This is a genomic window from Sphingomonas sp. 22R3R2A-7, assembly GCF_036856055.1.
Taxonomy (GTDB): Bacteria; Pseudomonadota; Alphaproteobacteria; order Sphingomonadales; family Sphingomonadaceae; genus Sphingomonas.
The window spans coordinates 3,663,833-3,677,450 of the sequence record NZ_JASPFR010000001.1 but is presented as its reverse complement, the minus strand read 5'-3'; the positions used below and the strand labels follow the sequence as shown (position 1 = coordinate 3,677,450).

Annotated in this window: 15 protein-coding genes; 6 read left to right on the top strand and 9 right to left on the bottom strand. The window is 63.2% G+C overall.

Annotated elements, in window-relative coordinates:
• Nucleotides 1-43: 43 nt before the first annotated feature.
• Together QP165_RS17645 and QP165_RS17640 are read right to left on the bottom strand one after the other, a co-directional pair.
• Nucleotides 44-679 carry a response regulator transcription factor gene (locus tag QP165_RS17645; RefSeq protein ID WP_333996602.1) on the bottom strand — a complete coding sequence of 212 codons (636 nt, stop codon included), beginning with the start codon at nt 677-679 and terminating at the stop codon, nt 44-46.
• Nucleotides 676-3,747 (bottom strand): sensor histidine kinase, encoded by a 3,072-nt coding sequence (locus QP165_RS17640; protein ID WP_333996601.1) that lies wholly within the window; start codon nt 3,745-3,747, stop codon nt 676-678. The genes QP165_RS17645 and QP165_RS17640 overlap by 4 nt, the downstream gene beginning before the upstream one ends.
• Before the next feature lie 359 nt (nt 3,748-4,106).
• Between QP165_RS17640 and QP165_RS17635 the strand changes: the two genes are divergently transcribed.
• From QP165_RS17635 to QP165_RS17615, 5 genes are all read left to right on the top strand, one after another.
• Nucleotides 4,107-4,397, top strand: coding sequence for a hypothetical protein (locus tag QP165_RS17635; RefSeq protein ID WP_333996600.1), 291 nt, complete (start codon nt 4,107-4,109; stop codon nt 4,395-4,397).
• 194 nt (nt 4,398-4,591) lie between these two features.
• Entirely contained in the window at nt 4,592-5,023 is a 432-nt protein-coding gene (locus tag QP165_RS17630; RefSeq protein ID WP_333996599.1) for a hypothetical protein, read from the top strand.
• A gap of 95 nt (nt 5,024-5,118) precedes the next feature.
• Nucleotides 5,119-5,271 carry a hypothetical protein gene (locus QP165_RS17625; RefSeq protein ID WP_333996597.1) on the top strand — a complete coding sequence of 51 codons (153 nt, stop codon included), beginning with the start codon at nt 5,119-5,121 and terminating at the stop codon, nt 5,269-5,271.
• 119 nt (nt 5,272-5,390) lie between these two features.
• Nucleotides 5,391-5,915: a DUF6438 domain-containing protein gene (locus QP165_RS17620; RefSeq protein WP_333996596.1), complete on the top strand. Its 525-nt coding sequence runs from the start codon at nt 5,391-5,393 to the stop codon at nt 5,913-5,915.
• A gap of 42 nt (nt 5,916-5,957) precedes the next feature.
• The gene (locus QP165_RS17615) at nt 5,958-6,422 is read left to right on the top strand and encodes a DoxX family protein (RefSeq protein WP_443019332.1); all 465 of its coding nucleotides are present in this window, start codon (nt 5,958-5,960) and stop codon (nt 6,420-6,422) included.
• 48 nt (nt 6,423-6,470) lie between these two features.
• Here the strand turns inward: QP165_RS17615 and QP165_RS17610 are convergent, their stop codons facing one another.
• Nucleotides 6,471-6,950 carry an Rrf2 family transcriptional regulator gene (locus QP165_RS17610; RefSeq protein ID WP_333996595.1) on the bottom strand — a complete coding sequence of 160 codons (480 nt, stop codon included), beginning with the start codon at nt 6,948-6,950 and terminating at the stop codon, nt 6,471-6,473.
• A gap of 356 nt (nt 6,951-7,306) precedes the next feature.
• Between QP165_RS17610 and hmpA the strand changes: the two genes are divergently transcribed.
• Nucleotides 7,307-8,521 carry an NO-inducible flavohemoprotein gene (gene hmpA, locus QP165_RS17605; RefSeq protein ID WP_333996594.1) on the top strand — a complete coding sequence of 405 codons (1,215 nt, stop codon included), beginning with the start codon at nt 7,307-7,309 and terminating at the stop codon, nt 8,519-8,521.
• 267 nt (nt 8,522-8,788) lie between these two features.
• Here the strand turns inward: hmpA and QP165_RS17600 are convergent, their stop codons facing one another.
• The 6 genes from QP165_RS17600 to QP165_RS17575 form a co-directional block, all read right to left on the bottom strand.
• Nucleotides 8,789-9,313 carry a GNAT family N-acetyltransferase gene (locus tag QP165_RS17600; RefSeq protein ID WP_333996593.1) on the bottom strand — a complete coding sequence of 175 codons (525 nt, stop codon included), beginning with the start codon at nt 9,311-9,313 and terminating at the stop codon, nt 8,789-8,791.
• A gap of 42 nt (nt 9,314-9,355) precedes the next feature.
• A complete protein-coding gene (locus tag QP165_RS17595; RefSeq protein ID WP_333996592.1) occupies nt 9,356-10,405 on the bottom strand; it encodes an LLM class flavin-dependent oxidoreductase in 1,050 nt (349 codons plus the stop codon).
• A 71-nt stretch (nt 10,406-10,476) separates the two neighbouring features.
• On the bottom strand, nt 10,477-10,818 hold the full coding sequence (locus QP165_RS17590) for a UBP-type zinc finger domain-containing protein (protein ID WP_333996591.1): 342 nt from the start codon (nt 10,816-10,818) through the stop codon (nt 10,477-10,479).
• A 9-nt stretch (nt 10,819-10,827) separates the two neighbouring features.
• Nucleotides 10,828-11,595: an SDR family oxidoreductase gene (locus QP165_RS17585; RefSeq protein WP_333996590.1), complete on the bottom strand. Its 768-nt coding sequence runs from the start codon at nt 11,593-11,595 to the stop codon at nt 10,828-10,830.
• An 85-nt stretch (nt 11,596-11,680) separates the two neighbouring features.
• Nucleotides 11,681-12,334, bottom strand: a complete 654-nt coding sequence (locus tag QP165_RS17580) for a DsbA family oxidoreductase (RefSeq protein WP_333996589.1) — start codon at nt 12,332-12,334, stop codon at nt 11,681-11,683.
• Between the two features lie 81 nt (nt 12,335-12,415).
• The gene (locus tag QP165_RS17575; protein WP_333996588.1) at nt 12,416-13,612 is read right to left on the bottom strand and encodes a bifunctional alpha/beta hydrolase/OsmC family protein; all 1,197 of its coding nucleotides are present in this window, start codon (nt 13,610-13,612) and stop codon (nt 12,416-12,418) included.
• Between the last annotated feature and the right edge of the window lie 6 nt (nt 13,613-13,618).

Here is a 13,618-nt window from a genome sequence, read left to right as displayed (position 1 = left end):
AACCCGAACGGTGAGCTGCCGACGCTTGGCGCCCCGCACCTGCTCAGATGTCGATGAAGCCGCGCTTCGCCGCGACTATGACTGCGTGGGTCCGATCGCGTGCGCCAAGCTTTGCGAAGATGCTTCGAAGATGCGCCTTCACCGTATCTTCCGAAATCTTCAGCAGCCATCCGATCTCCTTGTTCGGCCGGCCTGCCGCGACGTGGCTGAGCACGCCGATCTCGCGGTCGCTCAGCGCCTCGCCGGCGGCATGAAACGTGATCTCCTGGGCAATCTCGGCAGGCACGTGGCGGCGGCCTGCGTGAATGGCACGAACCGTGTCCAGTAGTTCCTTCCGGACTACGCTCTTGAGCAGATAGCCGGTTGCTCCAGCCTTCAGCGCGCGCAATGCCTGGGCGTCTCCGGCGTAGGTTGTCAGCACCATGATCTTGGCGGTCGGAGCCTCCTTCCGGATCGCTATGATCGCGTCGACGCCGTTCATGCGTGGCATCTGGAGATCCATCAGCACGACGTCGGGACGGGAAGTCCGGAACTTCTCTAGCGCCTCTGCTCCGTTGGCTGCCTCGGCGACGAGGCACATGTCGCTCTGTCCATCGATCATGGCGGCGATGCCGGCCCTGAGCACCGGGTGATCATCCGCGATCATCACGCGGATCTGAGCGTTTCCTGCGGTTGTCATGATGATCGTCGACCCATGCCTAGGAAGCGCCGTACCGCAAGTCGCCAGTCACCGCGACCTCGAACTACATACGCCACGCGGCCGGGGATCCTGACGAGCACCTCGGTGCCGATGTCGATGCGGCTCGCTATGGTGATCTCCCCATCGATCTGCGCCGCGCGTTCACGCATGCCTATTAGTCCGAAATGGCCTTGCCGCCCACCGTCCCGAATGATCTCCGGATCTATGCCGTCGCCGTCGTCGCGGATCCCCATGAGCAACGCCGACCGGTGATAGGATACGACGACCTCTATCAGACTCGCCTTCGAATGCCGGAACGCGTTGATCAGCGCCTCGTCGCCGATCCTTCGGAGCTCTTCGCGTACGACGGGATCCAGTTCGCGACGGCTTCCCTCGATGACCATCTCGAACTCCGTAGGCTCGGCCGACTTCAATCGTGCGGCGGTCTCCGCAAGCATGGCGGGCAGATCATCGGTTCCCGAGCTTCGAAGCTGGAGGACGCTTTCGCGCCCATCGCTCAGCACCTCGTCAGCGCTGTCGAGTGCCTGATCGATCAGTTTCTTCGCTGGCTCGTTCTGAGGGATGGCGTTGGCTACCGACTGGAATTTAAGAACCAGACCCTGGAATCCCTGAAGGAGTGTGTCGTGGAGATCTCGTGCGATACGCTCGCGTTCCGCGAGCCGTGCGGACTGTCGCCGTCGCATCTTCGCGGTGACGTGGCGCATCCGGGCCGAATAGAGTGCCCAGAGCAGGCATGCCGCGCCTAGGCAGCAGAGCGCAAGAAACCAATTCGACTGCATGAAGGTCGGAGGTATGACGAATGAGAGCGTAGCGCCGCTGCGGTTCCATACGCCGTCGTTGTTCGCAGCGACGACGCGGAACCGGTATCTGCCTGGGGAGAGGTTCGTATAGGACGCCTGCCGTTGGCCCCCTCCATCGATCCAGTTGGAATCGACGCCGACAAGCATGTATCGGAACCGGACGCGTTTCGGCGTCGTCAGACTGAGACCGTCGTAGTCTATCTCGATGCGAGACACTCCCGCAGGAAGGACGAGCCCATCGAATGCCGCCAGCCGCCGGCTTCCGACGCGAACTCCCGTTATCACGACCGGAGGGGGCACCGCGTTATGCGGCAGCCTTGCCGGGTCGGCCCAGGCAAAGCCGTTGTTAGTGGCTACCCAGACGCGTCCGGCCAAGTCCTCCGCCAACGTCGATAAGCTGAAGTACGGTCCGACACCCGGAAGACCGTCGTCCCCGTCGAACGTCCGGACCGGAAGATCCGCCGTACGATCTTCGAACGCGCGGTCCAGAGCGGCGGTCGACATGCGCAGGACCCCCGAGGCATTCTGAAGCCATGTCTCACCTCTACGGGTCTGAACACCACCCGAGAGATGTGACAGAAACGGGAACCGCGCGCTGGAAAGTACCCGTATCCGCTTGCCGTCGTAGCGCGCGAGGCCAGCCGGGCCGCCCATGAGAACGTAGCGAGGCCCCTGGTACATGAACTCCACGAATTCGATGGCTACGTCTCGCCTATCCCATAGGCGTTCGACAATGGTCCCCTCCGTCCTCCACAGCGATCCACGCCCTACGTACGCCAGGACGCCCCCGCCGCCGGCGGCGATGATCTCGTTCGGTATCCTTCCGGCCTCCGAACCCAGCCGGACTGCTCCCTGCCCGCGCTCGGTGAGATATCCAAAGTCGTTTCGCCCGGCTTGCAGGACCCAGAGCCGCCCGGACGCGTCCTCGGCGCAACCACCCACGAGGCCGCGACCGCGAGAACCTGTTATCGGAATACGCCTGACCGCGGGATTGCCAACGCGCACCAACTCCCGGTCCGCTCGACGAATCCATACGCCGCCCCCGCCGCTGGAACAGGGCACATCGTCGGCTTCGACGGTATGGGGCATTTGCACCGGACCTTCGCGACCATGAACCCGGAAGAGACCGGAGCCCATTCTCAGGTAGACGTCCTGCAGGCCATCCTGGATCACCATCGTACCGGCCCACCGAGTGGTGGCCGGGAGTCCGCCCTTCCCGAACGTTCCGAAGCTCGCCGGCGCAAACTGCTCAAGACCGGACTCGCTGCCGACCCACAGGTTTCCTTCCCTATCGAACATCGCCGTGGACGGCATGAGTTGCCCCGAGCGCTCCTTCAGGAAACCGTCTGATGACGCCGTGGCCGGCTCATCCCCACCGGACGCTGCGGACACGACGTAGCGCCCCACGCCGTTCGCCCGACTGATCCCCCACAGGGATCCGTTGCCGTCCAGGGCGACGTTGCGTTCGCCCGGCGTGGCGGCGGTAGCCATTGCAACGGGCCCTATCCGCCCATCGGCCGCTGCAACTGGAGGCAATATCGAGTGAATACCCTTGGGCGCGACGAGCCAGATCTTGCCGGATGGACCATGCGCGAGATGTCCGCCCGCGGTTTCGGGGTTCTGTACGCTCCGTAACAGGTCGCTCCGCTGGTCCAAGTAGAATGGGCGGGTCCCCAAGGTAATCCATAGCACCCCTGAGCCGTCGAGCATGGCCGAGCTGAAACGCTCCGCAGAGAGGACTTGGTTACGCGCGAACGTTCGCCAACGGCCAGCTCGGAAACGCGAGATGATAGGCGCGTTCGGCCCTTCCGCGATCGTCCAGATTGCACCGTCGCGGTCCCGGAGGATCCGTCGAACGGTACTTCCCATCGCATCGCTCGCGACCGCCGTATGGCGATCGCTCCGCATGATCGAGAGACCTCCCCAGTCATGTCCCACGAGGATGGCACCGGAAGGGGTCACCGCCAGTGCGCCGATTGCTTCGGATTGGCGGCGGGCGCCCACCGAACGCGGCATGCGCTGAAAGGTGATGCCGTTGAAGCGGTAGAGGCCGGTCGCCGACCCGATCCACAAATACCCGTCGGGCGTCTGTGCGATCGCCTGCACTGCGCCGGGTGCGCCCTCGCGTGCCGTCCAGCTTATCTGTCGCAAGCTCGAAGCGTCCTGGGCGATCGCCGCGGCGCTCATGCCGCCGCAGACGACGAGCAAGATGAACCGCAAAAGGTGTCGAACGGAGATCGCGATCATCAACCTCCCCATCCCCGCGGCAAGCATGATGGCACCCGACCCCGTCTTAACGTTACGCCCTCCCGGAGGCAAAACATACCCGTAAGCGACGCCTCGATCGGCTCCTAGGCTGCGCACCTCCAAGCATTGCTGACGCTTGATGCCGATGCGTCCGAGTATCACTGCCCCAGCGGGTTTCCCCTACGTGTCATAAACCCGTGGAACCACTTCGACATGGCTCGAAAGAGCTATCGCAAACTAACTCTTTCGATGTTTGCGAACATCAAGGTGCCGAATAGTGTTCCAGTATGCGCAGACACCGGTTCCTGCTGTTCCCCGCTGGCGCTCCAGGAGCCGGGCTACTTCTTCTGCGGCTTTCGGTGACCATCTTCCTAGCGACCTACCCAGCGGGCAGGTTCGCCAAGGACGACTGGCAACCCTTCGCCTTCTATCTCCTGGCGTTCGCCATAGGAACGGGGCTTCGCACACGTTCCGCCGCTACCATCGCCATGATACTTGCGGTGGTGGCGCTCGCTGCGGGCGGCCCAGATCTGAACGGCGCCTTCATCGCCCATGCGATCGACGCGCTCGTGCTTGCCATGGTCGGGCCAGGCGCGTTCTCGCTCGACGCCCGGCTCTTCGGCAGAACGACCGTCCGCCTGCCAGACTAGGACACTAACCCGATTGGCACTCATGCCCTCCACCTCACGTTCAGGGCTGGATCGCCTTCGGAAACGTAAACGGGGTCGACGGTACAGGACGATGGATAGGACATGGGCCTACCTCCGACGACGCGTCGAGCGCAGATAAACGATCAAGAAACGCACACCGCTATCGGTGAGCGGTCCGCGAACTGCATCCATAGATGCCGGAGGACGAGATGGGTCTGCCTAAGCTGGTCGAACCGCTACCCGCAACCGAACGTCGGGTGGCGGGGTATTCTTCAAATTACGCTCGGCCGCCGCGAGGTGAGCCATCCCAGCCCGTCGTTCGATCCGCCAGTCTGGACAGTCCTCTGTCGGCTCTGGAACAGACCGTCGTCGCGCTGTCCCTGCATGACGACGCCAGAAGCTTTGCTCCACCGCACGGCCTACGCCTTTTCATCTTCCGACTGTTCGGTGGCGCTCTGCCGAACCGGCTCGCAGATCCGAAACTCGAAGCCCTGCGGCGGTTCGCCGTGATGTCCCGAGAAAGGTCCGGAGACGCGGACGACGAACGTCGCCGCTTCCTAATCGCGGGCTATACGACCTGGGCCGAAATCGAGGTGGATCGGTTGCTCGACCGGGCGAAGCCATGACTACCCTTCACCGGCCCCGTCTGTCCGGCGGCGTATGCCAGAACCGGGCGCCGCAGCGCCCATGCGGCTCGATCCGTAAGCGAGCCGTACGGCAGTTGGCCAAGCTCATCGCCGTTGCCGTCGTCTGCGCCGGGATGGTGGCTATCTACAAGATCGTGGGCGCGGCAGTCCAGGACGGAATGATAGCGGCGATGCTTACGCTACTGCTCTACCTGCCCTTCGTCACGCTGTGTGCCAGGCGATGCTGAAGCTCCACCCTGCGCCTCCCTCATATGCGCGACGTTTTTCGTCAAGGGACGAACTCGACGGCATCGTCTTGAGATCAGCGCCTGACCGCCGGGGCGATGCGACCTTCCAGGAGAGAATAATGACGCCGTATCTTTCGAAATCCGCCCTGCTCGTATCTCTGATGTCACTGGGAGCCTGTACCGGATCCCCCTCCGGCGGACTGGAGGTCGGTGCTTCGCATGACCCGGAATCGGTATTGGTCTCGGTCGGTCCGTGCTTTGGCTTCTGCCCCGTCTATGACGTCCGTATAGGATCGGACGGGATGGTCGCCTTCACCGGCAAACGCCATACCGCCGAACTCGGCGATCGCACCCTCCGCGGACGTGCTAGCCTGTATTCGGACCTGAAGGCTGAACTGGCACCTTTCAAACCAGCGGACGGCGAGACCGCGACCATCGCCTGCGCAGCGGCGATGTCGGACACGTCGACCTACACGATCACTTGGACCAACGGAGCCGGACTCCGCACGACGGCTGTTCTCAAAAGCCGCTGCCCGGCAGGGCCGGGCCATGCACTGGACGCGATATTGAACGGCCTGCCGCAGAGGCTCGGCATCGATGCCTGGGCGAAGCAGACGACGCGTCCGGACACCTCCCGAGGTTGATGCGGGCCGATCCGGGCAGCGCTCAAGAAGCCTGCCCGGCCAGTGCGCAAATTCCTCAGTATCCAAGGCTTCCGCGCGGTGCGCGTCACCTCGAAAGGATTGAAGACGATGACAACCTGGGCCCCACGCGTCCTTAGCGCGCTGCGCATCGTCGCTGCTCTTCTGTTCATGGAGCACGGCCTCATGAAGCTCTTCCATTTTCCGATTGCTCAGAGTGGCCTGCCCGACCCGCTACCAGTCCAACTGGTCGTCGCTGCGTTGCTGGAGGTCGTTGGTGGTGCACTCCTAACGCTCGGCCTTGGCACGCGCGCGGTGGCGTTCGTATGCTCCTGTCAGATGGCGGCCGCGTACCTTATGGCTCATGCGCCGGCGGGGTTCTGGCCAGCCGCCAACGGGGGCGGGGAGGCGATCCTCTACTGCTTCATCTTCCTCTACCTCGCATTCGCCGGCGGTGGCGCGTGGAGTCTGGACGCATGGTTCTCGGCTCGCCGCAACTCGCCGGACTAACCCCCACCTTGTCCCGCAGAAGCTCGTGTACGTTCGTCGCCGTGCCGGCTATCGGACCTCCTCGGCCGCGGCCTTGCCGAGACGTACGACCGCCTCCCTGAGCGGCATGGGCTTGTCGAACAGACCACGAAGATCCGCTCTGCGCGCAAGGACGTCCTCGAGCGTATAGCGGTCAAGGACGGCGAGAAACGCGAGAGTCGCCTCGTTCAGTATGCGCGGCATCGTGCACGCCCGGGCTATGATGCACGATCCGCAGTCGACCAGGTCGAAACCCGTTTCCGTGTGCCGGACGATCTCGCCGATCGTGATCGTGTCCGCGGAACGGCCGAGCTTCAACCCGCCATTCCGCCCTCGGACCGTGATGAGGAACCCCGCCTGTCCAAGGTTCTGCACGACCTTCATGAGGTGATTCTTGGATATCGCATACACCCGGGCGATCTCCGCGATCGACGAAAGGTCGCCCTCGTCGCGTGCTCCTACGTGCAGGAGCACTCGCACGGCGTAGTCCGTATATCGCGTCAGTTGCATCGGCGTTCTCGAAGTGGGCGTGCGGCGGAGACCTTATGGATGGCGCAATCCATTCGCGAACCGTCCTGCCGCCCGGACGCATGACGCCCGTGAATCGTCAGCCTTCGAGCTCGAGAAAAGCGATCTGCCATCAGTCCCAGATGAGCCTTCGGTGCCGGCCGATCAATATGAAAGATGTACTTGACCAGCATCTTATAAGGATCGAATAGGTGCATACGAAATGCATCTTAGTTCACCGGCGACGAAGTGTCGTTCCGGGGGTGCGGCTCCGACCAGCGCTGAACCCCGCGTTCCGTGCGGCCCTTGAAATTCCGACGCCTCTGGGCGGCGGAATGCCAGCCAGAAGGAAGAACGAAATGTCCAAGCCACTCTCTCCCCAAACGATCGCCATCGTGAAGGCTACCGTCCCGGCGCTTGCCGAGCACGGCACGGCGATCACCGCGGCGATGTACGGCCGACTGTTCCAGGACGAGCAGATCAGCAAGCTCTTCAACCATTCGAACCAAGGCGAAAGTGGTGCTCAGGTCCACGCCCTCGCTGCGGCGATCCTGGCCTATGCCCGGAACATCGAGAACCTTGCCGCGCTTGCGCCGGCGGTCGAACGCATCGCGCAGAAGCACATCGGCTACCACATCCTGCCGGAGCACTATCCGTTCGTGGCCAACGCTCTCCTGGCCGCCATCAAGGACGTCCTTGAGGACGCCGCGACAGACGAGATCCTCACCGCCTGGGGCGAAGCATACTGGTTTCTAGCCGACATCCTGAAGGCACGGGAGGTCGTGATCCGCGAGTCGATCGTGACGTCCGAGGGCGGCTGGGACGGCTGGCGGGAATTCCGGGTGACCCAGAAGATACGCGAAAGCAGCCTGATCACTTCCTTCGTGCTGCATCCTACCGACGGACTTCCCGTGCTTCGACACAAGCCAGGTCAGTATCTGACCTTCCGTTTGAAGCCCGCCGGTCGACCTGACCTGAAACGGAACTATTCGATCTCGAGCGGCCCCAACGGAGAGTTCTACCGGATATCCGTGAAGCGCGAGGACGCCGGCCACGGCGGTTCGCGGTTCCTTCACGACGACGTACAGATCGGCGACGTCCTTGAGACGACACCACCCGCCGGCGACTTCTTCCTTTCCGACGAAGACCAGCGGCCGGTCATTCTCCTCTCGGGAGGCGTCGGCCTCACGCCGATGGTGAGCATGGTCGAGGCGATCGCCAAAGAGCATTCGTTACGCGAGGTGCACTACGTCCACGGGACGCTCAGCAGCGAAACGCACGCCATGGACACGCACGTGCGCGCCCTCAAGGAAAGCTGCCCCGGCCTGCACGTGACGACGTTCTATAGCCATCCGATGCCGCAGGACGTGCTGGGCGACACCCATTCCGGCGAAGGATACGTGCCCATCGAATGGCTGACTCGTCATACGCCACTCGAGGAAGCGGACATCTACGTTTGCGGTCCCAAGGGATTCCTGCGAACCTACATCACCGACCTCTCCATGGCGGGCGTCCCGAGCTCACGAATCCACTATGAGTTTTTCGGCCCCGCGGACGAACTCATGGCGGCCTAGTTTATACCGCCGCATTCCGTGGCGATCGGATCGGATTTGCGAAGCCTCGTCGAAGTGGATCCGTGCGATTCACTTCGAACCGGCGCCGGCTCTCGGACTCAAGGGCTGCGAAGCGGATGATCGACGGCGAACCGGCGTGGCCGCTGATGAAGCATCTTGATCGCCCGTCATCTATTGAATCGCAACGACGATACGCGTGCCAACGCCTTACCAACTCGCGAAGACGAAGCCACCTTGCAAACAGCCGTTGCCACAGCCGCAGCTGGCCTACGCGGTCGGCTTCTCGTCTGGATCAATCAGGACCTTCAGGTACCCTTCCTGATAGGGCTGCACCGCCAGATCCCCAACGGGATCGCGGCCGTATCCGCAAGCGAGGTAGAGGCGAGCCTGCCTATGTATTCCTCGCCGGGCGTGCAGGCACATGGCGGTTGCGCCGGCCGCACGTGCGTACCGTTCGGCATGCCGGATCAGCGAACCTGCAATTCCACGACCTTGCGCGTGTCTGTCCACTGCGAGCAAGCCAAGATACCATGCCCCCTCGACCCATGCTTGGGAATGGGTCGAGGGTGGCGTGAGCGTGAGCGTGCCGATCACGAGACCGTCAAGTTCGCGAACAAAGGATATGGCGGAGGCCCGTCGGCCGGCTCGGTCGCTCAGATAACGCCGTCTCTCCGCAGACATGCTCTCGCCGATCGTCGAGTAGAGACTGGTGAAGGACGCAATCAACAGATCTATGATTGCCGCATCATCGGACGGCTTCCCGCGACGTACGGTTTCAGTGCCCGCAAACAATAAACCTAGCTCCTCAAGCGCTCAGCGGCGATCCAAAGACCATCATGCTTCGCCGTCTCCGCCGGCGGACAGCATGTCACGGACCATCGGTATGACGCGCTGACCGTACAGCGCCAGCGAGTCCATGAGCTTTTCGTGAGGGAGCAAGCCCGCGGAATACTTCATCTCGAACCGCGACAGTCCCAACGTCCTTATGGTCGACGCGATCCTACGCGCGACGGTCTCGGGCGATCCCACGTAGAGCGACCCACGATCCGCTTCGGCATCGAACTCCGCACGCTGCATCGGAGGCCAGTTCCGTTCCGCCCCGATCCGATCGCGCATCTGCCGATAGTCGGACCACAGCTCGTCTCGTGCTTCTTCGTCGGTACGCGCGACATGGCCGGGAGAATGCACACCGATGGGCAGTTCCTGCGAGCCGGATTTGCCGAGCGCGTCCCGATAGAGGTCGGCGTAGGGGACGAACCGAGCGGGATCTCCCCCTATTATCGCCAGCATCATCGGCAGACCGTAGCGCGCGGCGCGAACGACCGACTCCGGGCTGCCGCCGACGCCGATCCACGTCCTCAGCAATCCGTTCTCTACTGGAGGCTGGACCGACTGGTCGCGAAGCGGCGTGCGGAAGGACCCTCGCCAACTGACCGGCTGCTGGCGACGAATGGCCGCGAACAGGTCGAGCTTCTCCTCGAAAAGCCGCTCGTACTGCGACATTTCGAAACCGAAGAGCGGGAAGGACTCCGTGAACGATCCTCGGCCGAGGATCACTTCCGCACGACCGTTCGATATCGCGTCGAGCGTTGAGAACCTCTGGAACACGCGGATCGGATCATCTGAACTGAGAACGGTGACGGCGGATCCGAGACGAATGCGTTCGGTCCGGCCCGCTATCGCCGCTAGTACCGTTTCCGGCGACGAGACGGAGAAGTCCTCCCGATGATGCTCTCCCACGCCGAAGAAGTCGATGCCGACCTGATCACTGAGCACTCCCTCCTCGACGACGTTGCGGATTCCCTCGGCTGCCGACACCAGAGTGCCGTCGGGTTTTCGCGTGATGTCGCCGAACGTGTCGACGCCTATCTCAATAGTCTTCACGTCGTTCTTTCCAGTCATGAGCCGCTGCAAACGCGGGTGCCTCGTCATGGGCGGATGTCGCCCGTCTCGCGTCAGTTAAGCCTGACGCGCCAATCGTCGGGAACGCGACCCTCCGGCCCAGGGGTCGGCTGAGCGACGGGATGGCTCGTAGGGGACGCCAGGTCCGGAAGTTCGACCTCCTCTTCCCGCACGTAATCCCAGCCCCAATCCTCCCCCGGCTCGAAGGACTGCATGAACGCATGACCCGTCTCGTGAAAATGTCGGGTGGCATGGCCGCTCGGCGACGAATCGCAGCAGCCGACATGACCGCATTGCGCGCAACGACGAAGGTGGAACCACCATCCACCGGCTGCCAGGCATTCCACGCAGCCGTCCCCGGATGGCGGGACGGTGGTGTCGATCGATGCGTTCATCTGTGAGTCCTATGCTTCGGCAAAGTTTGGTTGAAGAGAGCTGCGCAGCCAGTCGTCGAACCTCGTAGACGCGAAACGATGACCTCCGTCACCGACGAGGGGCTCGTCGCCCACGCGCGCGCCGAAGTAACGCGCCTCGACGTCGACCACGAGCGTGCGGGTATCCTCGTTCGCTACGAGGATCTCCTCCGCGATCTCAGCCAAAAGGCGGACTTCCGGACCCGCCAGTTCGATCACGCCATGAGCCGGCCGACCCAGTGCGATCCTAGCGAGGGCTTCGGCGACGTCGTCGGCCGCGATGGGCCGTACGCGGATCGGCGGAAGACGGATGAGGTCGCCCTCCCCTCCCTCGTCGACAATTCCGTAGATGAATTCGAAAAAGGGCGTCGAGCGAACGATCGTGTGCGGGACGCCCGCGCCCGCGGCCAGGGCTTCCTGCGTCGCCTTCGCACGAAAGTTGCCGCGGTCGGCCAGGCGATCGGTCCCCACGGCGGAAAGCGTGACATGATGCGACACGCCCGACAGGAGCTCCGCCTCGAATAGGTTGCTCCCTGCGAGTTCGAAGAACGCGTTCAGGTCGTCGGCGTCCCCGTAGCTGAGGTTGCAGACGTCGACGACCGTCTCCGCCCCCAAGAGAACCTCATGAAGACCTTCCCCCGTTAGGAGATCCACACCGGTCGATCGCGAAGCTGCGATGGCCTCGTGCCCTTCGTTCCTCAGTATACGGACGAGCTTCCTTCCGACGAGCCCGGTTCCACCCATGACGACGATCTTCATACGACGCTGTCCAATCTGGTTTTGGTGCCAGCCCCTACTCGATTATCGCCCTGCGCCGGACCAGCACCGAGACTCGAGCAACGACCTATACCAAGCCCTGCGCAGCGATCTGCCGGAGCGCCCGAGCGAACACCTCGGCAGGCTGCCCGCCGGAAATGAGGTGCCTTCCGTTCACGATGATCGCCGGAACCGATGCGATCCCGCGAGCCTGCCACCGCGCCATTTCCGCGCGGACTTCCGCGGCGTACCGTCCCGAACTCAGAACCTCCCGTACCTGCTCGACGTCGAGTCCGGCTTCCTCTGCCGCGGCCACTAGCACCTCCGGGTCACCCGGGTTCTTACCGTCGGAGAAGTTCGCTCGAAGCAGCGCGTGCTTCAGGGCCAGTTGATGGGGAGTCGAACACGCCCAATGAAGCAGGCGGTGGGCGTCGAAGGTGTTGTAGATCCGGCTGTCCGCGTCGATCGCCATATCGAACCCCACGTCCTTCGCGCGTTCGATAAGCACAGACCTGTTCTCTTCGCTCTGTTCCCGCGTGTAACCGTATTTCTCGGCGACGTGCTCGACGATGTTCTGACCTTCGAATGGGATCGACGGGTTCAGTTCGAAAGGCTGAAAATCGATGTCCGCGTGAACGGCGTCGCCGATTTGGTGGAGTGCGTCCTCGAGACTCGCGAGCCCGATGGCACACCAGGGACATGAAACGTCGGATACGAAGTCGATATGCATCTGTGTCGTCATGATGATCATTCCTGGAATGTCGGGGGAGGAGCTCGTCCGGACTACCGGTGCAACCATTCGAGGATTTGAACGGGACGGACGTTACGGAAGGGTCAGGTCGTCGTTCACGGGCTCGAATCTAGCGCCCCGCTCGAGCGTCCTATGGACTGGACAGCGATCCGCCGCCGCCAACAGCGCGTTGCGCTGATCGGCGTCGAGATTCCCCTCCAGAGTCACCTGCCTCGTGAAGAGATCCGCCGGCTCCGTTCCCGCCTCCTTGCGATGCGCCACCGCCGTTCGGATCCGGTCCACCTTCCAGCCCTTCCGATCGGCGAGCATGCGCAGCGTCATGGTGGTGCAGGCAGCAAGCGCGGACGATAGCAGGTTGAACGGGGTGGGCCCGGACCCCAGCCCGCCCATGCTTTCCGGTTCGTCCGCAATGAAGCTGGCCTGGCCGGCGCGCATGGCCAGCTGGAACTTGCCCAGCCCCGTCTCTTCCGCCTCCGCGTCGAATACGCTTGCGCCGGCAGGCGCCGGCGCCGGTAGATAGCGTGAGGCCCACGCCGCGATCATGTCGGCGGCGAAGTCGGCGTCCCGGACTTTCGACAAGAGATGATCTGCTCCGTCCAGCGACACGAAACTCTTGGGATGCCGGGCGGCCACGAACAGGCGGGTGACATTCTCGATGCCGACCGCCTGATCGACTGGTGAATGAAGGAGCAGAAGCGGCCGTTTCAGTTCCGCTATTCTCGTCTCCTGATCCTGCTGACGCATGTCGTCGACGAGCTCGCGACCGACCGTGAAAGGTCGCCCCGCCAGAAGAACGGCCGCGCTTCCTTCCCGTTCGATCTCCGCCAACGACTCGGGATCGAACTGCGCAAGCACGTGGGCTACGTCGAAGGGAGCGGCTATCGTCGCTACCGCCCTTACTCCGGGAAGCGAGCCGGCGGCCGCGATGACCGCCGCGCCACCCAGGCTGTGACCGATCAGCAGCGCCGGCTTCATTCCGGCGTCCGTCATGCTGCTCGCCGCCGCGACGAGATCCTGCACGTTGTGGCTGAAGCCCGACCGTGCGAAATCCCCGTCGCTTCGCCCAAGCCCCGTAAAGTCGAAGCGGAGCACGCCGATGCCGGCACCGGCCAGCCGCCGCGAAATCCGCACTGCCGCCACGTTGTCCTTTCCACAGGTGAAACAGTGAGCGAACAGAGCCCATGCCCGGGCAGGCCCGGCAGGAAGCTCAATGCGTCCGGAAAGCCTATGACCGGCGGAATTCTCAAAATCGAAAGGGCGCGTCGGCACGGGATG